This window comes from Bacteroidota bacterium, from assembly GCA_016715425.1.
Lineage (GTDB): Bacteria > Bacteroidota > Bacteroidia > Chitinophagales > BACL12 > JADKAC01.
On record JADKAC010000007.1, the window covers coordinates 168,513 to 189,617 of the forward strand.

A 21,105-nucleotide genomic window follows, 5' to 3' on the forward strand; every position below is an offset into this window, starting at 1 on the left:
AGCCATACTTTTGGCGGCTGTTCTGAGTTTTTAAATCTTAAAAATTTTACCAATGGATTATTCAATGGGTGCCGGCTATGTTATTTTCTTTAGCCTGTCCTTTCTTTTACTTGAAGTGGGTTTGTATAAAATGTTTGAGAAGGCCGGCTTACCCGGATGGAAAGGATTGATACCTTTTTATAATGCCTGGTACATGATTAAACTTACAGGCAAACCTTCCTACTGGTTGATACTATTATTTATTCCTGTAATTAATGCAGTAATAGTTTTTTTGTTGGCAACAGAATGGGTAAAAGCATTTGGCAAAGATGGATTTTGGCCGGGCGTTGCTGCTATGATGTTCCCTCAATTTTATTTTCCGGTTTTAGGTTTCGATCCGAACACAAAATATGTGGGCATACCTGCTGAAGTATTTAAAAATCGCCAGAAAAGTTTTTGGCGTGAATGGGCAGATGCAATTGCATTTGCAGTAGTGGCTGCAACATTTATTCGCACATTTATTTTTGAAGCATATACAATTCCAACTACTTCGATGGAAGGAACATTATTAGCAGGTGATTTTCTATTTGTAAGTAAAGTAAATTATGGTCCACGATTCCCAATTACACCCATTGCATTTCCTTTTGCACATCACACAATGCCGGTAATTGGTGGTAAAGCATATTCTACAATTATTCAACTTCCCTATTTGCGATTAATGGGTTTTCAATCTATTAAACGCAATGATATTGTTGTATTTAATTTTCCTGAAGGGGATACTATTTTTAAACCAATTGGCGATCAGGATTATTACGATATGAAACGAGCAGACCCGGTTGGGTTTAAACCTCGTCCGGATCAGATTGGTACACGGCCAATTGATAAAAGAGAAAATTATATTAAGCGCTGTGTGGGTGTCCCGGGAGATTCTTTAAAAGTGGTAAATGGAGATTTATATATTAATGGCGAATTAGCTTTTCAAGCCGAACATTTGCAAAAATCATATCGCATTGTTTTTAAACCAAACATTACAGTACCTCCGGATTTTTTAGAAGAACAAGGTGTGAATTTAATGGACTACGAACGCAATGGATTGTATTCCGATAATCAAATGTTTGTGATAGTAAATATTGATAAAGAAACATTAGAAAGATTTAAAAATAATCCTTCTGTTGATTTGGTGGAAGTGATTACAAAATCAAAATTTAATGTTGCAGATCAAAGAGAATATTCACCTAACAGATATTATCCGCATGATGCAGATTTACAGAAAAACAGTATTGATGATTTCGGTCCGATATATATTCCTAAACGAGATGCAACTGTACAAATCACCAAAGAAAATTATGCATACTTTCAACGCATTATTGAATTTTATGAAGATAATATAGTAACCTTTGATTCTAAAGGAGATCCGATGATGGATGGTGCTCCACTTACAACTTATACTTTTAAACAGAATTATTATTTCATGATGGGTGATAACAGACACCGCTCTCTTGACTCACGTTTTTGGGGCTTTGTTCCTGAGGATCATGTGGTGGGAAAAGCTTCTATGGTGTGGTGGAGTTGGGATAGTAAAAAACCAATGTTCCAAAGATTCGGAACAATACGTTGGGATCGTGTCTTTCGTTTTTTATAAAAATGTAATTGAATGAAAAACAAGCAATTTCAGATGTATGTGTTTGCTGTAATAGCAAGCTTATTCATAGGTATTTCTTTTATATCCTGCAAATCTGCGCATGCAGAAAAATCCAGCACATTTAAAGTGTATGGCAATTGTGAAATGTGTAAAAAAACAATTGAAACTGCATTGGATACGGAGGGCATTTATTATTCCGACTGGAATAAAGACAGCAAAATGATTAATGTGAAATATGATTCTACAATGTATTCGCTTGATCAAATTCATGTATTAATATCCAATACCGGTTATGATACAGAAACTACCCGTGCAACTGAAGAAGCGTATATGGGTTTAGAAGAATGTTGTCAATACGAAAGACCAATGTAGTATTTAACCGCAAAGACCGCTAAGGAAAAAAACGCAAAGTACACTAAGAAAAGAATTAAAAAACTTTGTGTGTTTTATGATAAAAAAAAATAACCGCAAAGACCGCTAAGAAAAGAATTAAAAAACTTTGCGTGCTTTGCGGTAAAAAATAAAAATAACCGCAAAGACCGCTAAGAAAAGAACCCAATTAAAAACTTTGCGCTCTTTGCGGTAAAAAATAAAATAAAACACAAAGGACACTAAGAAAAGAATCAATAAATTTTGTGTGTTTTGCGAAAAACTTTGCGCACTTTGCGGTAAAATTTTTTCCGGTAAAATCAAAATTATTCTTCATGACAGAAAATGAAATATCAAATAAGGTAATTGGTTTAGCTATCGAAGTGCATAATGCATTAGGCCCTGGGCTTCTTGAAAGCGCATACCAAGAATGTTTGTTTTATAAAATCATTCAATCAGGTTTGTTGGCTGAAAAAGAAAAACCCTTGCCACTAATTTTTGAAGAAGTAAAATTGGAAGTTGGATATCGAATAGATATTTTAGTTGAACAAAAATTAGTAATTGAAGTAAAAAGTTTGGAAGCATTAAACGATATTCATTTAGCTCAAATATTAACATATATGAAAATTGGAAACTTTAAACTTGGATTAATTATAAACTTCAATACTTTATTACTTAAAAAAGGAATAAAAAGAGTTGTAAATAATTTATAAGTGCTTTTGCCATTTACGGTAAAAAAAAATAGCCGCATAGAACACTAAGGAAAAGTACCCAATTTAAAACTTTGTGTCCTTGGCGAAAAAATCTTTGCGCACTTTGCGGTAAAAAATAAAAATAACCGCAAAGAACTCTAAGAAAAGAATTAAAAAACTTTGTGTGCTTTGCGAAAAACTTTGCGCACTTTGCGGTAAAAATATTTTTTCCGGTAAATTCAAAATTATTATTCATGCAAATAACACTTATAGCAATTGGTAAAACAAAGGATAAACATCTTATAGCATTAATTACAGATTATGTACAACGCATTAATAGATATAGTAAATTCATTATTAAAGAATTGCCGGATATAAAAAATGCTGCATCATTAAATACAGAATCATTGTTAAAAAAGGAAGCAGAACTTCTATTAAAAAACATCTCCCCTAACGATAGTGTAGTACTCTTAGATTCAACAGGAAAACAAAATACTTCCGATACATTTGCAAAATTTATAGCTCAGAAGCAGGTAGGTAATACAAACAGTTTGGTTTTTATAATTGGTGGTGCTTATGGTTTTCATAAATCCATATATAATGCATTTCCAGAAAAATGTAGCCTCGCAACACTTACCTTCACACATCAAATGGTACGCTTAATTTTTTGCGAACAATTGTACAGAGCATTTACCATAATTAATAATGAACCATATCATCATACATAACAATAAATGGAATTCACAAACATTACAGTAATTATTATTATTCTCACTGCTATCACATCTATACTGGCGTTTAATAATGCAGTGATGAAAGGGGCATCTTTATTCTATCCATATCTTGTAAAAAAACATGGCGAATGGCATCGCTTTCTTACTAGTGGTTTTGTGCATGCTGACTGGCTTCATCTTGCAGTTAATATGTATGTATTGTATATGTTCGGTGATATTTTAGAAAAATATTTATTACCTGCGTACTTCCATCAAAAAGCTAAATTGATTTTTTTAATAATTTATATTGGCGGAATGATAGTAGCAGATATTCCTTCTTATATAAAGCACAGAAACGATCCTTCCTATAGATCTCTTGGCGCATCAGGTGCTGTTTCCGCAATTGTATTTGCCGGTATTCTTATCAATCCCTGGCAAGGTGGAATCGGATTATTATTTCTTCCTGGAATTATGTTACCTCCTGTTGTATTTGGAGTGTTGTATTTAATTTTCACAGTATATATGTCTCGCCGGCAAATGGATAATGTAAATCATGATGCACATCTCTTTGGGGCGCTGTTCGGATTTGTTTTGCCGGGTATTATAAAGCCGGAAATTTTTCAATCATTCTTCGACCAAATATTTTCTAAATTATGATTATTGATTTAAGAAGCGATACAGTTACTTCACCCACTGAAGAAATGCGAAATGCGATGCGCAATGCACCTGTGGGTGATGATGTATTTGGCGAAGATCCATCCATTAATCAATTGGAAAAAATGATTGCGGAAATGTTTGGAATGGAAGCAGCATTATTTTGTCCGACAGCAACAATGTGCAATCAAATTGCAATGAAAGTGCAGACACAACCCATGGATGAAATTATTTGCGATTGGCTTTCTCATATTTATCAATACGAAGTTGGTGGTTACGCTTTTTTATCCGGATGCAGTATAAAATATATACATACAGAACGTGGCATACTTTCTCCTGATCAAATTAAAACATGTATAAACCCAATTGATATACATAAACCAATAAGCAGATTAGTTTGCATTGAAAATTCTTGTAATAAAGGCGGAGGTTCCACTTATACATTAAATCAAATTAATTCAATCAGCGATTTATGTAAAAAAGAAAATTTAGCATTGCATCTCGATGGTTCCCGTGTGTTTAATGCACTCACATTTACAGGTGATGATGCTAAACAATATGGCAATTATTTTAACACGATTACTATTTGTCTTTCCAAAGGTTTGGGTTGTCCTGCTGGTGCATTATTATTGGGAAATGCAGAAACAATTCTTAAAGCACGTCGCATTCGAAAAGTATTTGGTGGCGGAATGCGCCAAGCAGGAATTTTAGCTGCGGCAGGAATTTATGCATTGGAAAATAATATAGATAGATTGAAAAAAGATCATAGCAATGCATCCATAATTTCAGAAACACTTTCTAAGACAAACTACATTAAAAATGTAATGCTTGTAGAAACCAATATTATCATCTTTCAATTACAAGATTCAATTTTAGATAGGGATTTTATTCATTATTTGAAATCAAAAAACATCAAAGCATTTGCATTAGGTAATAATCAAATCCGTTTTGTTACACATCTGGATATTACTTATAAAATGATTGCGCCAATAACAGATGCACTTATCCACTTTAGTTATTAAACCCGTTCGAAAACAAGGGTGACAAAAGTCAATAACGTGTTTGACTTAATTGCACTTTTGCCCTATCTTTCCCCTTTAATTTTGTTTCGAAATTAAAAAGATCAATAACTTAAAAATCAAAACAATGAAATCAATTAAAATTATCGGATGCTTTTTATTTCTCTTAATGACAGGCACATTAGTTCAAGCTCAAAGTAAAACCTACAAATTAGTATCGGGTTCCACCATGAAAATATCAGGTGGATCAAATGCCCACGACTGGTCAGAAGAAGTAAAAACCATGAGTGGCTCTGCATCAATTGATACAGATAGCAAAACCAAATTCACACTTAATCAACTCACCTTTAAAGCGGAAGTAAAATCCATAAAAAGTACGAAAGGCAGTGTTATGGATGATAAAACTCATGAAGCATTTAATGCAGATAAATATCCATATATCACTTTCGATTTGGCAGAAGTAAAATCAGTTTCTGTAGTAGCCGGAGGATTTTGGCTTACTACTCAAGGAAATTTATCTATGAATGGTGTAACGAAATTAATTGATCTGGATGTGAAAGCAATAATGAACAGCGATGGAACAATTTCTTTTGAAGGCAATAAATCATTTAACATGAGTTTGTACGGAATTGATCCCCCTACTGCAATGATGGGTACAATGAAAGTGAAAGATCCTGTACGCATTGATTTTAAAGTAACCTATCAATAACAATAAATTAAACCCTTAATTATCTAATACATTACAATTACCAAAAATTAAAAACAATGAGAACGAATAAAACCAAAATCAGACTAATGCTAATGAGTGTTGTTATTTTTATAAGTAACACTTTATTAGCCCAACAACCTACTATTAATTACTATCATGAAAATGATAAAGCAGGTATAAATAAATTTGAAACTACCAAAGAAGATCTGGTACCTTTTACAGGAGTGAAGGTGCGGGTTGGTGGTGCCTTTAATCAAAATTTTCAATCATTAAGCCACGAAAATGTTGTTGACACTTCTTTCTTTTTAGATGGAAATACTGACGGTGTTGACGACCGTAGTTTATATCGCTTAGCTCCCGGTTTCAATCTTGCCGAAGCAAACTTAAATTTAAATGTACAATTAGCAGATGGTGTACGTCTTGAATTAGTAACTTATCTATCCACTCGTCACCATAATGAAGCATGGGTAAAAGGTGGATATATCCAATTTGATAAATTACCTTTTGTTGCAAATCAGGATAACTTCTTTAATAAATTCATGACTTTAAAAGTAGGTCACATGGAAATTAACTATGGCGATTCTCACTTCAGAAGAAGCGATGCTGGTTATACTATGCAAAATCCATTTATTGAAGGTAATATCATGGAATCATTTACTACAGAAATTGCAGGTGAATTATATTATCAGAATAATGGATGGCTTGCAATGTTTGGTTTAACCACAGGCGAATTGAAAGGAAATATTTTTAAAGAAAATGCAATTGATCCTGTTTCTGCAGATACTAATAAAAGGTCTCCTGCAATTATTATAAAACTAGGATACGACAAGCAAATTAATGAATCAATGCGTTTCAGAATTACGGGCTCTATGTATTCCACTGCAAGTTCTGCAGCCGGAACTACAAACACACTTTATGGTGGCGACCGCAGTGGTTCAGATTATTATCTTGTTATGGAAAACACTGCTGCAAATGCAACTGCAAATGCATTCTCAGGAAGATATAATCCCGGCTTTAAAGATGCCGTAACTGCTTTCCAATTCAATCCATTCTTTAAATACAACGGATTGGAAATATTCGGTACTATTGAATTTGCATCAGGTCGTTCATTAACTGAAGCTATTGATCCGGAAGACCGCAGTGTAAGTCAATATGGTGGTGATGTTATTTATCGTTTCTTCGATAATGAAAATGTATATCTTGGGTTGCGATATATGATGGTAAGTAGTGAGCAACGTGGAGTAAATGATCAAGGTGAAGGTATAATTCTGGATCAGAACCAGGATATAACTCGCTTTGCCGGTGTTGTTGGTTGGTTTGTTACTGATAACATTCTTGCCAAATTGGAATATGTTACTCAATCTTATACTGGTTTCAGCAGTGGAACAATATTTTATGATGGTTGGGACGACACAGATTTAAGCGGTGATGCAGGATTTAATGGCATTATGCTGAGTGGCTCTATAGCGTTCTGATTTTGATTTTGATAATAATAAACTCCCGTATCTTTTTTAAGAGTACGGGAGTTTTAATTTTACACTTATCATGAATACGCCTTGGTATATTTTATTTTTGATTCTATTGTTAAGTGGAGCAACGCATTTATTTTCCCAAGCTAACACTTATACATTTTACTTATCAGATGAAAGTAATTTTCAAGTGGATGGTACCACGAATGTAGTTGGCTTTTCGTGTAAAAGCAATCAATATTACAACAGAGTTCAAATACCAATCAACCGTTCTGAAACACAAATTTCATTTGAAAAAAATACGCTAAAAGCAAAAACAAAAGCATTGGATTGTGGAGGCTCTGGTATTAACGGTGATATGTATAAAACATTAAAAGCTGATACTTATCCAACTATAAATATTGAATTGAAAAAAATTACCTTCACTCAAAAACTGCAACCATCCAAATGGATAAACTCCAAAGTGGAAGTGTATATGACAGTTGCTGGAAAAAGGAATTTTGAATCCTTTACAATTAAAATTATGGATTTGCAGAATAACAATTATAAAATTCAGGGAAAGCATACCATCTATCTCACCAATTATAACATCTCTCCTCCCAAGGCAATGCTGGGTCTTATTTCTGTAAAAAATGAAATCGAATTGGTGTTTGACCTTCAGGTGAATATGACTCCAAACTAAAACCGTTTATCTTCTCTTTCAACATTGGATTGTATTATTAACTTTGAAAGTCAATCAACACATATATGCAATCAAAATTATTACTGCGGACTTTTATATTCATTTGTTTTACAGCTCTTCTCAGCGGTTGTAATCTTGGGCCAGGCGAAGGCGGCACTGCAAGCATAATCGGCAAGGTAAAAGTTTTGGAATATAACGGCTCAGGAATTTTAGTAAATGAATATTATGCTGCCGATGAAAGGGTATATATTATTTATGGTGACGAAACTTTTCAAAGTGATGAAGTGCGCACAAGTTATGAAGGCTCTTACAGATTTGAATTTTTAAGGAAGGGTGATTATACCATTTATGTGTATTCCGATTGCCCTCCTTGTGATGGTGAAACTCAAGCAATCCTTGAAAGCGTAAGCATTACAAAAAATGGTGAGGAAATTTCAGTACCTGAAATTACAATTGAAAAACACTGATTGAATAATTTACAATCCATATTAAATCAATTACAATCCATTACACTTCCTGAAATGAATGCAGTGGAATTGTTAGACAGAAAGGATACAAAGTTTCTGTTCGACATTAACCAACTTTCTGGAGTGCTCAGCGATCTTATTGATAATTACTTTGTGTTGGAAATAAATAACATTCGCTTAATCAGCTATGCTAATTTGTATTTTGATACCAAAGATTTTCAATTTTATTTTCAGCATCATAACGGCCGGTTAAATCGCTATAAAATGCGGATTCGTCAATACACAGATACCGGCTTATGCTTCTTTGAAATTAAATTTAAAACCAATACCGGTCGCACTGTAAAAAAGAGAATGCGGTTGGAGAAATTTGAACCGGTAATCACTTCTGAGATTGAAAATTTTATTTTGAAAGAAACACCAATCAATCCAAAAACATTAATTCCAAATACAGAAATCACTTTCAAACGAATCACATTAGTTGAAAAAAACTTTCAGGAACGGGCAACTATTGATACAGGACTTATTTTGAAAAATAAGGATCAGGAAAAAAAATTTGAAACTATTGCCATCGCAGAATTAAAACAAAACAGAACTGCTTCAGGCTCCATATTTCGTGAAGTAATGCGCAATCATTATTCCCGTGAATTGCGCCTCAGCAAATATTGTATCGGACTATCCTACCTACATCCTGAATTGAAACAAAACCATTTTAAACCAAAGCATCTTGCTATTCAAAAAATTGAGAAAAATAAATTAGTATATGAATGAATTAGATTCACTTAACATGACTGATGTAGAATCAACGGATACAGAGACGTTTCAGATTATGGATATTAAATTATATGATGATGATTTCATCGATCTCTTTGTGAGATTCTTTTTTAATCTGCTGATGACTTATCTGTTGTTGCGATTCATATATCGCAGTGATAAGAAAAATAAAAATTATGTATTTACTTATTATGTGTTCAGCACATTAATATTCTTTCTTTGTTATATGATGAACTCTGTAAAACTCAGTTTAGGTTTTGCCTTCGGATTGTTTGCAGTATTTTCTATTCTGCGATATCGAACGATAAGTATTCCGATGAAAGAAATGACCTATTTATTTTTAGTAATCGGCATATCTGTAATCAATGCATTAACCACTAAGAAAGTATCATTTGTAGAATTGTTATTTACAAATGTGGCTATCATAAGCATTACAGTAATTCTGGAAAGATTGTGGTATCGGGAAGGATTATACGAACGAGTTATACTCTATGAAAAAATTGAAAATATTAAACCGGAAAATCGTGTAGAAATGTTAGAGGATTTGCGTAACAGAACAGGATTGGATATACGTGAATTTGATATTGTAGAAACCGATTTCGTACGTGATATTGCAAGGTTGCGTGTATATTATAAATCATAATTACAATGCAACGACGATTACACATAATTCTATTTTTTCTATTCCTGAGTACTTACACTTATGGGCAGGATATTAATTATGGAGTATGGACGCAGGCAGGTGTTTCCTTTGATATTGCAAAAGATTTAAAAGCTTCTGTTTCTGAAATGTATCGTCAGGATTTACAAACTCCAATACGCAGAGCTTATATTACAGAATTAGGTTTGAAATACGACCTCTCAAAAAAGTGGTCTGTGGCTGGTGAATACCGATTGAAATTATTACCATCAGAATACAGAAATCGCATTGCTTTATCTGCAAACTTTCGTGAAGGAATGGGGATTTTTGATTTATATGTTCGCTCGAAATTGCAATATGAATGGAGGCAATATGGATCTCCGGAATCCGCATGGAGAAATCGTTTTAAGATGCGTTTTGATTATTTTAAAGATGTGAAACCCTATGTATCTTACGAATTATTTATTAATAAAAATAATGAGGAAATAAATCTCACCACTTACAGAGGTTCAGTTGGTGTTGATTGGGAACTGAACAAACACAATGCTTTTGATATTTATATAATAACCGATCAGGAAATCTATGAAGCAAGCCCAACACTAGATTTGATTTTTGGCGTTAGTTATGAATATAAATTTAAATGAAACTATTTACACCTATAATTCTATTTTTTCTATTTGCATCCTTTACTTGTAGCGCACAATATCAGGAAATCTCCGATTCTATATCCATAGATTTGAGCTTTAACAATTATAATTTTTCCAATGCAATTTCTACTGAAAATAGAAACACAATATTTTTTTTAGAAGATAAAAATCCATTGAATTATAATTATCCGAATATTATTCTACCTGCATACTGCTTAGGTGCTTTTTGCAAATTCGAAAACTACCTGAATTATAAAAAGAAATTACCTGTAAATTTTGGAACGGATTGATAAGTATCGGGTATTGAGTACTGAGTTTTTAGGGGATGGTGAATGGTGAGTAGTGAGTGGTGAGTAAAAAATCAGTGATGAGTAATCAGTAATGAGTTATTGTCAATGGTCTAAGTCAATGGTCTAAGTCAATGTTCTAAGTCAACAGTTAATCACAATTGATATACAAATCCGGAGTTTCGATAATATTACTCCAATTTCCTGCCCTGTCTCTTATTTGAATTGAGTAATGAAATGTATCTACATCAGTTGCAGAAATGCAAGTAGAGATTCCTCGGGTTGCATGAATTACTCCTGAGATTGCTTTATGATTTCCCTCTAAATTCACAAATGGAATTTTACTACCGATTCGATAACCCGGAACACGACTATCTTCCCAAAACATATTTAATGAATCAATTTCCAATCCGCCAATATCACCATCACCATCTTCAAAATAAATATCCACCTTCAAGCTATCCGGATCAAATTTTATAAAATTTACTTTGTTCACAGATTCAAAACGAATAAATGGTTCTATAGGATATTCAGGTGGCTTAATACAGGATGTAATAAGTATGGCAGTAATTGCAACTGAAAAAAATATTTTAATCATAGTTTTGATAACACCAAAAATAATGCATTATTATAACTTTAGCACATGGAGAGAGAGTTGCCACTATTAGACAATTTTATAAATATTACACCTGATAATTTTATAGCACCAGCACTTCAGGTGTTTTATTATCAGGCAAAAGCGGTTCCGGTATATCGTGATTTTTTACACCTGCTTGACGTGAAGCCTGAAAAAATTACGGCACTGCATCAGATTCCTTTTTTACCTGTGGAATTATTTAAAACACATTCGGTAATTGCAAATGGTTTTACTCCTGAAATAGTATTTGAAAGCAGCGGCACTACAGATAGCATTACTTCAAAACATCCGGTTGCAAATCTTGAAATATATAAGCAGAGTATTTTGCAAACATTTAAAAAATTTTACGGAAATCCAAAAGACTATTGCATACTTGCCTTATTACCTTCATACATAGAGCGCAACAATGCCTCGCTGATTTATATGTGCAATTATTTAATGGAATTAAGTGGCAATAGCAACAATGGATTCTATTTGAATAATCAACAGGAATTAGCAGATGCAATAAGTTATAATGAATCTAAAAAAATAAAGACATTATTGATAGGTGTCAGTTTTGCATTACTGGATTTTGCCGAAAAATTTCCAATGGCATTAGCGCAAACTATAATTATGGAAACCGGTGGAATGAAAGGACGCAGAAAAGAAATTACACGCAATGAATTACACAAAATTTTAATGCATGCTTTTCAATTAAAAACTATTCATTCAGAATATGGTATGACTGAATTATTATCACAAGCATATAGTACAGGAAATGGTATTTTTTTTACACCACCATGGATGCGCATTTTAATTCGGGATACAACAGATCCATTTACAATTTTAGAAACACAAAAAAACGGATTAATAAATATTATAGATCTTGCAAATCAATACTCATGCAGTTTTATTGCAACACAAGATACCGGCATATTATATACTGAAAATTCATTTGGAGTAACAGGTCGTTTCGATACGGCCGATGTGCGTGGTTGCAACCTAATGGTAGTTTAATTTTTATTGCGCAATGCATGTACTGCATTAATCAATGCATTTGTAGAACTATCGTGCGATGTAATATTTTGGTCTGTATTTATTTCAGGTAAAATTTTCAATGCTAATTTTTTTCCTAATTCCACTCCCCATTGATCGAAACTAAAAATATTCCACAATATACCTTGCACAAAAATTTTGTGTTCATACATTGTAATTAAATTTCCTAAAGAGTGGGGAGTTATTTTATCCAATAAAAAAGTATTGGAAGGACGATTTCCCTCAAATACCATAAAAGGTGTTAAGCTTTCAATTTCTTCTTCTGATTTATCTTGCGATTTTAATTGTGCAATCACTTCCTCTTTTGTTTTGCCATTCATCAACGCCTCACTCTGTGCAAAACAATGGGACAATAATTTTAAATGATGATCACCTGTTTCATTTAAAGAATTTGCAGGAACAATAAAATCACATGGAATTAATACTGTGCCCTGATGTATTAATTGATAAAATGCATGTTGTCCATTTGTACCGGCTTCACCCCAAACAACAGGGCCTGTATTGTACATAACCTTCTTCCCATTGCGATCAATCGATTTACCATTACTCTCCATATCTGTTTGTTGCATATATGCAGGGAAGCGGTGTAAATACTGATCATATGGAAGTATTGCGTAAGTAGAAGTCTTATAAAAATTAATATACCACATTCCAATCAAACCCATTATTACAGGAATATTTTTTTGAAATGGGGCAGTGCGAAAATGTATATCTGTTTCATAAGCCCCTTGCAATAATTCTTCGAAATTATCATAACCAATTGCAAGTGCAATGCTTAAACCAATGGCACTCCATAACGAATATCTGCCTCCAACCCAATCCCAGAATTCAAACATGTTTTCTGCATCAATTCCAAATTCTAACACTTCCTTTTTCGCTGTAGAAAGTGCAACAAAATGTTTTGCTACATATTTTTCTTGTTGTGCTGATTTCAGAAACCATTCCTTTGCAGTTTGTGCATTGGTCATAGTTTCTTGTGTAGTAAATGTTTTTGAAGCAATAAGAAATAACGTAGTTTCCGGATTTAATAATTTCAATGATTCTATTATATGTGTTGCATCCACATTAGAAACAAAATGGAAATTAAAGTCGGGCAATTTATAATAAGCAAGTGCATCCACCACCATTGCAGGACCGAGATCCGAACCACCGATTCCAATATTTACAATGTCTGTAATTTTTTTATTTGAATATCCTTTCCACTCACCCGAATGCACTTTGTTGCAAAAATCTTTCATATGAGCTCTCACCTTTTTCACATCCGGCATTACATCTTCTCCATTAGTAAATACCGGTGCATCCGACATATTGCGTAATGCAGTATGTAGCACCGCACGATTTTCTTTTTCATTTATAATTGCGCCATTAAACATCAGTTCAATTGCTTTCGACAACTCACATTCATCTGCCATATGACATAGCAAATCGAATATATTTTTATTGATTCTATTTTTTGAAAAATCAAAAATGATATCATTAAAATGAATGGTAAATCCAGAAGCTCTTTCCGGATCTTTTTGAAATAGTTGTTTGAGATTGTATTGATTAATTTCCGTAAAATGCAATTGTAATTTGCGGTAAGATTCTGTATTTACAAATGCTTTTTTTGCTAACATTTTTTACGCAATTTTTCTACGGTGATAATTTACTAATTCATCAATGGGTGTTCTTACAATCAGTTGTGCCTGAATATCATATTTTTTAATCGACTCAATAAGTATATCAGAAAAATAATAACCAACAGATCCTACAAAATGAACAGGTGTAGTTTTATAATTATCGAAACGACAAACAAAACATTCTATAAATTCATTAAAGCCATCTGAAATCATTTTGCGTAGATAAGGATGAGTAACATGCCTTAAAATAAATTCAGAATAAGAGGCAAGAAATAAATTCGGACGAGGCAAACGATATACTTGTTCTATCACCTGTCTTCTTACAGGTTGATATTCATTTTCAAAAGCTTCATGTAAATCCTTCGGTAATTTATTGTAAAAGAAATCACGCACTAATTTTTTGCCGAGATAAGACCCACTTCCCTCATCACCCAAAATAAATCCCAAACTAAAATCATCATTTAAAATTTTAGTGCCATCAAAATAACATGAATTAGAACCTGTGCCTAATATGCAAACTATACCCGGGTTAGCGGGCGTGGTAGCATAAACAGCCGCATATAAATCATTATTCACATGCACTTTTGTATCGGGAAAAATATGGGTTATCGCAGAACTTATTATACCGTTTAGCTTTTTATCCGCACACCCTGCTCCATAATAATAAACATCATGAACATCATTTTTTATTTGTTGTATAGTGTCCACTTGATTGAGTTCATGAATAATCTGTTTAGTTGTAACTAAGTTTGGATTAAATCCCTGTGTAAGAAAATCATCCAATCGCCTTCCATTCTTATCAATCACTGCCCATTGCGTGCGAGTGCTGCCACTATCAGCTATCAATATCATTTATTTCCGTTTTAGTTTTAAAAATTACTTTATCAATACGAGTAGCATCCATATCCACCACTTCAAATTCAAATTCTTTCCAATCAATTTTTTCTCCTTCTGTAGGCAAACGATCCAATGCATTAATTATAAATCCGGCAACGGTATTAAATTCCTGATCATCCAACTTTTCAAATTCTTCAATTTCAAAATAATGTAGAAAATCATAAAAGGGCATACCTGCATCCACCAGATAAGAACCATCTCCCCTATCGAGTATTGTGGTGCCGGGTAAATTTAATTCATCAAATTCACCTACGATTGCTTCCAATATATCATTAATAGTTACTAACCCTTGCACAGAACCATATTCATCAATAACCAATGCATAATGAATTTGAGAAACACGAAATTTTTCCAATGCAGAATAGGCTGTATTATTTTCGGGAAGAAATAACACTGGATTGATATAATTTTTTAATCCTTCAATCTGATTAGTAGCACTGGCAAGAAACAAATGCTTTATATAGACAATACCTTTTGTTTCATCCAAATCACCATCGCAAACGGGATACACGCTATGCACTTCAGATTTAATAGTCTCCATGGTTTTTTCAACAGATGCATTAATATCCAACCATACAATATCGCTATGATGTGTCATCAGCGATGAAACTTTTCTATCACTTAAATGAAATACACGTTCTACAATATCCTGCTCGATTTCTTCTATTGCACCTGTTTCAGTGCCTTCTTGAATTATGGCTTTAATCTCTTCTTCCGTTACCTTATCATCGCTCACGGATTTTATACCAAATAATTTAATAATTGCACCGGATGAACTCGTTAAAAACCAGATAAATGGTTTGGCAATTGTTGACAAAAAAGTCATTGGTGCGGCCAAATAAATCGCAATAGGTTCCGGATTGGCCATACCAATGCGCTTAGGAATAAGTTCTCCCACAATTAATGTCAATGCAGTAATTAATATGATAACTATCGTTAAACTAATATTTGCGGCGTAAGGTGCTAAAAATTCTATTTGCACAAACAGTCCAGTAAAAAATTCTTTTACTTTTTCACCCGAAAACACTCCCAACAAAATACTGATGAGTGTGATACCCACCTGCACAGTAGATAAAAATTTTGGTGGATCGTTGTGAATAGCAAGTGCAAGTTTTGCTTTGATATCGCCACGCTTTACCGCTGATTCCAATTTCGATCTACGCACAGATACCATAGCAATTTCTGCCATTGCAAATAAGCCGTTAATCAACACCAGCACAAATATTATTAATAACTCAGAGATCATAATTTAAAGACTAAGCTATTTAATTTGAAAAAATATAAGTAAAAAAAAATGCATGCTTGCCCATGCCGTAGATTCAGGATAAGGATCGGATAATGATGTCATCGTAATTTTTCTTCGAACTACAAAGGTATTAAAAATAAGAAAGTGCGATTTTTGTTCATATGAAAAAGGAGTAATTCCTTTAATTTTCCATTGTCCGATTATCTTTAATCCCATTTCAATCTTAATACTTGTATGAAAAGAACACCTATAGATCGTGTATTACAACCCTTAAATAACTACATTTCAAAATCTGCTACCTCGGGAATTTTGCTTTTTATTTCAGCATTGAGTGCTATTGTTATGGCAAATATTCCTGCCACTTCACACATGTATCATAATTTATGGGAAATCAAATTTACCATTGGTTTTGAACCTTACGCTATCTCAAAAAATCTGCATCACTGGATCAATGACGGATTAATGTCAATATTCTTTTTCGTAGTAGGTCTGGAGTTGAAACGGGAAATTATGGCGGGTGAATTATCAAATCCAAAAGATGCGATGTTGCCTATTATAGCTGCGGTGGGAGGAATGGTTTTTCCGGCATTGATATATGCGTTATTTAATTTAAATACTGATTCCTCCGGTGGTTGGGGAATTCCAATGGCAACAGATATTGCTTTTGCACTTGGCATTTTATATTTATTGGGCGATAGAATACCCACTTCTTTAAAAATATTTTTAACAGCACTTGCTATTGCAGATGATTTAGGTGCTGTGCTTGTAATTGCTTTCTTTTATTCATCAGATATTTCTATTAGCTCCTTAGCTTATGGTTTATTATTTCTTGTAATATTAATTGCGGGCAATTATATGGGAGTTAGAAAAGCATTATTCTATGGTATCATTGGCATTGGTGGTGTATGGCTTGCATTCTTACTTTCAGGTGTGCATGCTACCATTGCAGGTGTATTAGCAGCATTAACTATTCCTGCAAATGTAAAGGTGAATGAGCGTCAATACGTTTCTAAATTAAATCAACTAAATCGCCAATTTGAATCTGCCGATCCTAATAATAATAGCTTAGTTACCAAGGAACAATTTAATATTTTAGAAGAAATTGTAACGCATACCAAAGCAGCACTTACACCATTACAAAGACTCGAGCACGGATTACATCCAATTGTAGCATACTTTGTAATGCCCATATTTGCTTTTGCAAATGCAGGGATTACTCTTTCAGGAGATGTGCTATCCAGCTTAACCAGTAATGTGGCGCTTGGAGTTATGTTTGGTTTACTGTTTGGAAAAACAATTGGTGTGTTGCTGTTGAGTAAACTCGCTATTCATTTTAAAATAGCTTCATTACCCACGGGTACAAATTTTAAAATGATAATCGGCGCTTCATTGTTAGCCTCAGTTGGTTTTACAATGTCCTTATTTATTACTGAATTAGCTTTTCAAAATCCGGAATATATTTTTGAAGCGAAATTAGGAGTACTTGCAGCATCAACCATTGGTGGACTTTTAGGATATTTTTATTTGCGTAAGGTTACTGCTGTATAATTATTTGTGAAGAATTATTTGACATTTTTACATTTAAATCTTTTCAAAATAATGTCATAAATCCGCTTTCAACATTTCAATAATTCTATACTAATAATTTGCTCGGGCTAAACATTTAACTTTGAACACTTAAAATACACAGTTTCACAATATGAAAAAATTACTATTGGTATTGGCAATTATCGCTTCCTCCTCATTGGCATTTGCCCAGGACACTTTAAAATGCGGTAATACAGAAAGAGATAATTACCTATTAGCAACAGATCCTATTTATGCCGCTAACCGGAAATCAATTGAAGATTTTACTGCAAAGTATTTAGCCAAGCAAAATAATACCGGTGCAGGAAGAAGCGGCGAGGTAATAGTGATACCTTGTGTAATACATGTAGTATATAAAAATGCTACTGAAAATATTACCGATGAACAAGCTTATTCACAAATAGAGGCATTGAATCTCGACTTTAGAAGATTAAATCCCGATGCTTCAGAAACACCGGCAGAATTTGCTTCCGTTGCCTCAGATTTAGAAATTGAATTTTGCATTGCTACGGTTGACCCTGAGGGAAATCCTACTAACGGTATTGTGCGTGTTTCAACAGCAGTACCTAGTTTCAGCACCAGTGATGATATAAAATATACTGCAAGTGGCGGTTCCGATGCATGGCCTGCAGATGAATATTTAAATCTTTGGTGTGGTGATCTCGGTTCCTCATTATTAGGTTATGCGCAATTTCCCGGAGGCGCAGATGCTACCGATGGAGTAGTAGTAAATTATACAGCCTTTGGAACTGAAGGCACTGTGATAGCACCTTATAATCTTGGAAGAACAGCTTCTCATGAAGTAGGGCATTGGTTAAACTTATTACACATTTGGGGTGATGATGGTGGTGGATGCGGTGGCTCAGATTTTTGTGATGACACTCCAAATCAGGCAGGTGAAAATTATGGTTGTCCTACTTATCCATTAGCAGACGATTGCAGTGAATCTGTACAATTCCAAAACTTTATGGACTATACCGATGATGCGTGTTATAATATGTTTACTGAAGATCAGAAATCAAGAGCACAAGCATTATTTGCACCCGGTGGCGCAAGATATGATTTGGGTAATTCACTTAAATGCGTTGCTTATGATTATGATGTGCAAGCAGTACAAATAATTACTCCTGTGGGCACTTATTGTTATTCCACTTTTAATCCGGTTATCGAAATTAGAAATATTGGATTTGCTGATATGACAAGTTGCGAAATTTTATATTCTGTGGATGGAGCCACAGCTACTACTTATTACTGGACAGGTTTACTAGGAACTTACGAAGCAGAAGAAGTTACATTGCCAAGTATTTCTTTGGGTGATGGTGCGCATACACTTTCTATTACAGTTCAAAATCCAAGTGGCTTTACAGATGAGAACATCGTAAATAATTTTATCAGTGGAAGTTTCTTTATAAATACATTCGGACTTACACTTCCTTTAATTCAAGGTTTCGAAACTACCGGATTCCCTTACACCGGATATACAGTTACAAATCCTGATGGCACTTATACTTGGGAAAGAACTACTGCTGCCGCAAAAACAGGGTCAGCATCTGTATTTATGAATTATTATGATTATTCTGCCTACGGTGCCGTTGATGAATTATCAATGCCTGCATATAATATGTCAGGAGTTACTGCAGCGTATTTAAATTTTGATGTTGCTTACGCCAACTATTCTCCCGATGGTGAATATTCAGATTCATTACAAGTATTAGTGAGTTCTGATTGTGGTGTTACATGGACAAGTATTTATTATAAATCATTCCCCGAATTAAATACTGCTCCTTCCATAGGATCTGCATTTATTCCATCTCAAGATCAATGGCGTACAGAAGGTGTGAGCCTGACGCCATATGTGGGAGATAAATTAGTAGTAAAATTCAGAGCTGTTTGTCAATGGGAAAACAATATGTATTTGGATAATATCAATATTGCATCCGGAACTCTTGCAGTAAATAATATGGATAACAATGCATGGATAGAAGTGTATCCAAATCCTGCAATGGATTGGTTAAATATCACCTTTAATATTTCAGAAGATACTGAGGCTGATATTCAAATTGTAAATATGCTTGGCGAAGTAGTTTATACTGATGCTGTTAAATTCACTCCGGGTATGATTAATCAATCTTCATTACCGGTGATGGGATTACCATCAGGATATTATTCAATAAGAATTATTGGAAATCATTTCTCATCAAGCAGAAGTTTTATCAAACAATAAATTCAATTATTTAAAATATTTAAAAGGCGCTTAACGGCGTCTTTTTTTATTGCTGTTGGGTAGTGTTATTTTTACAAGTATGCTGAATCTGGAAGAGTTTAGAAATTATTGCCTGGCAATGCCGGGTGCTACTGAAGAATTACCCTTTGGTCCGGATACGCTGGTGTTTAAAGTAATGGGGAAAATATTTGCCCTTACAGGATTGGATAGCGAAACATTCAGCATAAATCTAAAATACACCAGTGAAGAAATAGAAGAATTGCGATCTAAACATCCGGCAATTACACCCGGCTATCACATGAATAAAAATCATTGGAATACAGTGCTTGTGGATGGTAGTATTGCAAAAAAAGAATTGTTGCGATTAATAGATATCTCCTATCAATTAATTGTAAATGGTTTACCAAAAAAATTACAGGCAGAACTAAACGCATTGTAATGGAGAACACCGTTCTATTTGAAGACAATCATTTAATTGCTGTATTAAAAAAATCTGGTGATATTTCGCAAAGTGATAAAACCGGCGACATACCAATTAACGAAAAAATAAAAGCGTATCTAAAATTAAAATACAACAAACCCGGTAATGTTTATCTGGGATTAATTCATCGTCTCGACCGGCCGGTTAGTGGTGTCATGCTATTTGCAAAAACGAGCAAAGCTTCCGCAAGAATGTCGGAAATAATTAAGACAAGAGCTTTTAAAAAAATCTATTGGGCAGTAGTAAAAAATGCACCACTTAAGACAGAAGATACACTTGAAGATTATTTATTGAAAGACGAAAAAAAAAATAAATCTTTTATTGTTTCAAAAGATAAAGCAAATGCAAAGCAAGCAGTTTTACATTACAAACACATTGCAAGCAGCGACACTTATCATTTGTTGGAAGTAGAATTAGAAACCGGTCGACATCACCAGATTCGTGCACAGTTAGCACATATTGGTTGTGCTATAAAAGGTGATCTAAAATATGGTTTTTCCAGATCAAATCCGGATGGCTCCATTCATTTACATGCGTATAGCATAAGTTTCAAACATCCAATAAGTAAAGTAGATATTTATATAAAAGCATTACCCGGTGAAGATCCTGTTTGGAATGCATTGATAAGTAATATCTGAA

The 21,105-nt window shown here is 33.7% G+C and carries 23 protein-coding genes; 19 read left to right on the forward strand and 4 right to left on the reverse strand.

Features of this window, described 5'->3' with window-relative positions; all coding sequences use genetic code 11:
* Window positions 1-64: 64 nt before the first annotated feature.
* From lepB to IPN31_13065, 14 genes are all read left to right on the forward strand, one after another.
* Window positions 65-1,621 (forward strand): signal peptidase I, encoded by a 1,557-nt coding sequence (gene lepB / locus IPN31_13000; GenBank protein ID MBK8682791.1) that lies wholly within the window; start codon window positions 65-67, stop codon window positions 1,619-1,621.
* 12 nt (window positions 1,622-1,633) lie between these two features.
* Window positions 1,634-1,993, forward strand: a complete 360-nt coding sequence (locus IPN31_13005) for a hypothetical protein (protein ID MBK8682792.1) — start codon at window positions 1,634-1,636, stop codon at window positions 1,991-1,993.
* Window positions 1,994-2,325: 332 nt separating this feature from the next.
* Window positions 2,326-2,703 (forward strand): GxxExxY protein, encoded by a 378-nt coding sequence (locus IPN31_13010; GenBank protein ID MBK8682793.1) that lies wholly within the window; start codon window positions 2,326-2,328, stop codon window positions 2,701-2,703.
* A 233-nt stretch (window positions 2,704-2,936) separates the two neighbouring features.
* Window positions 2,937-3,410 (forward strand): 23S rRNA (pseudouridine(1915)-N(3))-methyltransferase RlmH, encoded by a 474-nt coding sequence (locus IPN31_13015; GenBank protein ID MBK8682794.1) that lies wholly within the window; start codon window positions 2,937-2,939, stop codon window positions 3,408-3,410.
* Window positions 3,411-3,416: 6 nt separating this feature from the next.
* Entirely contained in the window at window positions 3,417-4,052 is a 636-nt protein-coding gene (locus tag IPN31_13020; protein MBK8682795.1) for a rhomboid family intramembrane serine protease, read from the forward strand.
* Window positions 4,049-5,071 (forward strand): aminotransferase class I/II-fold pyridoxal phosphate-dependent enzyme, encoded by a 1,023-nt coding sequence (locus tag IPN31_13025; GenBank protein ID MBK8682796.1) that lies wholly within the window; start codon window positions 4,049-4,051, stop codon window positions 5,069-5,071. Before IPN31_13020 ends, IPN31_13025 begins: the two co-directional genes overlap by 4 nt.
* 124 nt (window positions 5,072-5,195) lie before the next feature.
* Window positions 5,196-5,777 (forward strand): YceI family protein, encoded by a 582-nt coding sequence (locus tag IPN31_13030; GenBank protein ID MBK8682797.1) that lies wholly within the window; start codon window positions 5,196-5,198, stop codon window positions 5,775-5,777.
* A 56-nt stretch (window positions 5,778-5,833) separates the two neighbouring features.
* Window positions 5,834-7,252, forward strand: coding sequence for a hypothetical protein (locus IPN31_13035; protein ID MBK8682798.1), 1,419 nt, complete (start codon window positions 5,834-5,836; stop codon window positions 7,250-7,252).
* A 70-nt stretch (window positions 7,253-7,322) separates the two neighbouring features.
* Window positions 7,323-7,928 carry a YceI family protein gene (locus tag IPN31_13040; GenBank protein ID MBK8682799.1) on the forward strand — a complete coding sequence of 202 codons (606 nt, stop codon included), beginning with the start codon at window positions 7,323-7,325 and terminating at the stop codon, window positions 7,926-7,928.
* A gap of 65 nt (window positions 7,929-7,993) precedes the next feature.
* A complete protein-coding gene (locus IPN31_13045; protein MBK8682800.1) occupies window positions 7,994-8,395 on the forward strand; it encodes a hypothetical protein in 402 nt (133 codons plus the stop codon).
* Window positions 8,396-9,163 (forward strand): polyphosphate polymerase domain-containing protein, encoded by a 768-nt coding sequence (locus IPN31_13050; protein ID MBK8682801.1) that lies wholly within the window; start codon window positions 8,396-8,398, stop codon window positions 9,161-9,163.
* On the forward strand, window positions 9,156-9,809 hold the full coding sequence (locus IPN31_13055; GenBank protein ID MBK8682802.1) for a DUF4956 domain-containing protein: 654 nt from the start codon (window positions 9,156-9,158) through the stop codon (window positions 9,807-9,809). The genes IPN31_13050 and IPN31_13055 overlap by 8 nt, the downstream gene beginning before the upstream one ends.
* 5 nt (window positions 9,810-9,814) lie before the next feature.
* Entirely contained in the window at window positions 9,815-10,450 is a 636-nt protein-coding gene (locus IPN31_13060) for a DUF2490 domain-containing protein (protein ID MBK8682803.1), read from the forward strand.
* Entirely contained in the window at window positions 10,447-10,743 is a 297-nt protein-coding gene (locus IPN31_13065) for a hypothetical protein (protein MBK8682804.1), read from the forward strand. Before IPN31_13060 ends, IPN31_13065 begins: the two co-directional genes overlap by 4 nt.
* 148 nt (window positions 10,744-10,891) lie before the next feature.
* On the opposite strand, the gene IPN31_13070 is transcribed toward IPN31_13065, so the two are convergent.
* A complete protein-coding gene (locus IPN31_13070; GenBank protein ID MBK8682805.1) occupies window positions 10,892-11,338 on the reverse strand; it encodes a hypothetical protein in 447 nt (148 codons plus the stop codon).
* A gap of 45 nt (window positions 11,339-11,383) precedes the next feature.
* Between IPN31_13070 and IPN31_13075 the strand changes: the two genes are divergently transcribed.
* Window positions 11,384-12,373, forward strand: a complete 990-nt coding sequence (locus IPN31_13075; protein ID MBK8682806.1) for an acyl transferase — start codon at window positions 11,384-11,386, stop codon at window positions 12,371-12,373.
* Here IPN31_13075 and pgi read toward each other — a convergent pair.
* From pgi to IPN31_13090, 3 genes are read right to left on the reverse strand one after another with little or no spacing between them, the layout of a single operon-like run.
* A complete protein-coding gene (gene pgi / locus IPN31_13080) occupies window positions 12,370-14,028 on the reverse strand; it encodes a glucose-6-phosphate isomerase (GenBank protein MBK8682807.1) in 1,659 nt (552 codons plus the stop codon). The genes IPN31_13075 and pgi overlap by 4 nt on opposite strands.
* Window positions 14,029-14,031: 3 nt before the next feature.
* Complete coding sequence (locus tag IPN31_13085; protein ID MBK8682808.1) at window positions 14,032-14,883, reverse strand: hypothetical protein; 852 nt, start codon at window positions 14,881-14,883, stop codon at window positions 14,032-14,034.
* Entirely contained in the window at window positions 14,867-16,174 is a 1,308-nt protein-coding gene (locus IPN31_13090; protein MBK8682809.1) for an HlyC/CorC family transporter, read from the reverse strand. The genes IPN31_13085 and IPN31_13090 overlap by 17 nt, the downstream gene beginning before the upstream one ends.
* A 234-nt stretch (window positions 16,175-16,408) precedes the next feature.
* Between IPN31_13090 and nhaA the strand changes: the two genes are divergently transcribed.
* From nhaA to IPN31_13110, 4 genes are all read left to right on the forward strand, one after another.
* Complete coding sequence (nhaA, locus tag IPN31_13095; protein MBK8682810.1) at window positions 16,409-17,722, forward strand: Na+/H+ antiporter NhaA; 1,314 nt, start codon at window positions 16,409-16,411, stop codon at window positions 17,720-17,722.
* Window positions 17,723-17,873: 151 nt separating this feature from the next.
* A complete protein-coding gene (locus IPN31_13100) occupies window positions 17,874-19,985 on the forward strand; it encodes a T9SS type A sorting domain-containing protein (protein MBK8682811.1) in 2,112 nt (703 codons plus the stop codon).
* 82 nt (window positions 19,986-20,067) lie between these two features.
* Window positions 20,068-20,424: an MmcQ/YjbR family DNA-binding protein gene (locus tag IPN31_13105; protein MBK8682812.1), complete on the forward strand. Its 357-nt coding sequence runs from the start codon at window positions 20,068-20,070 to the stop codon at window positions 20,422-20,424.
* The gene (locus tag IPN31_13110; GenBank protein ID MBK8682813.1) at window positions 20,424-21,104 is read left to right on the forward strand and encodes an RNA pseudouridine synthase; all 681 of its coding nucleotides are present in this window, start codon (window positions 20,424-20,426) and stop codon (window positions 21,102-21,104) included. The genes IPN31_13105 and IPN31_13110 overlap by 1 nt, the downstream gene beginning before the upstream one ends.
* The last annotated feature ends 1 nt before the right edge of the window (window position 21,105 follow it).

Coding starts and splice junctions, on each gene's coding strand:
- lepB (MBK8682791.1), top strand. CDS start 65: ATGGGTGCCGGCTATGTTATTTTCTTTAGCCTGTCCTTTCTTTTACTT.
- IPN31_13005 (MBK8682792.1), top strand. CDS start 1,634: ATGAAAAACAAGCAATTTCAGATGTATGTGTTTGCTGTAATAGCAAGC.
- IPN31_13010 (MBK8682793.1), top strand. CDS start 2,326: ATGACAGAAAATGAAATATCAAATAAGGTAATTGGTTTAGCTATCGAA.
- IPN31_13015 (MBK8682794.1), top strand. CDS start 2,937: ATGCAAATAACACTTATAGCAATTGGTAAAACAAAGGATAAACATCTT.
- IPN31_13020 (MBK8682795.1), top strand. CDS start 3,417: ATGGAATTCACAAACATTACAGTAATTATTATTATTCTCACTGCTATC.
- IPN31_13025 (MBK8682796.1), top strand. CDS start 4,049: ATGATTATTGATTTAAGAAGCGATACAGTTACTTCACCCACTGAAGAA.
- IPN31_13030 (MBK8682797.1), top strand. CDS start 5,196: ATGAAATCAATTAAAATTATCGGATGCTTTTTATTTCTCTTAATGACA.
- IPN31_13035 (MBK8682798.1), top strand. CDS start 5,834: ATGAGAACGAATAAAACCAAAATCAGACTAATGCTAATGAGTGTTGTT.
- IPN31_13040 (MBK8682799.1), top strand. CDS start 7,323: ATGAATACGCCTTGGTATATTTTATTTTTGATTCTATTGTTAAGTGGA.
- IPN31_13045 (MBK8682800.1), top strand. CDS start 7,994: ATGCAATCAAAATTATTACTGCGGACTTTTATATTCATTTGTTTTACA.
- IPN31_13055 (MBK8682802.1), top strand. CDS start 9,156: ATGAATGAATTAGATTCACTTAACATGACTGATGTAGAATCAACGGAT.
- IPN31_13060 (MBK8682803.1), top strand. CDS start 9,815: ATGCAACGACGATTACACATAATTCTATTTTTTCTATTCCTGAGTACT.
- IPN31_13065 (MBK8682804.1), top strand. CDS start 10,447: ATGAAACTATTTACACCTATAATTCTATTTTTTCTATTTGCATCCTTT.
- IPN31_13070 (MBK8682805.1), bottom strand. CDS start 11,338: ATGATTAAAATATTTTTTTCAGTTGCAATTACTGCCATACTTATTACA.
- IPN31_13075 (MBK8682806.1), top strand. CDS start 11,384: ATGGAGAGAGAGTTGCCACTATTAGACAATTTTATAAATATTACACCT.
- pgi (MBK8682807.1), bottom strand. CDS start 14,028: ATGTTAGCAAAAAAAGCATTTGTAAATACAGAATCTTACCGCAAATTA.
- IPN31_13085 (MBK8682808.1), bottom strand. CDS start 14,883: ATGATATTGATAGCTGATAGTGGCAGCACTCGCACGCAATGGGCAGTG.
- IPN31_13090 (MBK8682809.1), bottom strand. CDS start 16,174: ATGATCTCTGAGTTATTAATAATATTTGTGCTGGTGTTGATTAACGGC.
- nhaA (MBK8682810.1), top strand. CDS start 16,409: ATGAAAAGAACACCTATAGATCGTGTATTACAACCCTTAAATAACTAC.
- IPN31_13100 (MBK8682811.1), top strand. CDS start 17,874: ATGAAAAAATTACTATTGGTATTGGCAATTATCGCTTCCTCCTCATTG.
- IPN31_13110 (MBK8682813.1), top strand. CDS start 20,424: ATGGAGAACACCGTTCTATTTGAAGACAATCATTTAATTGCTGTATTA.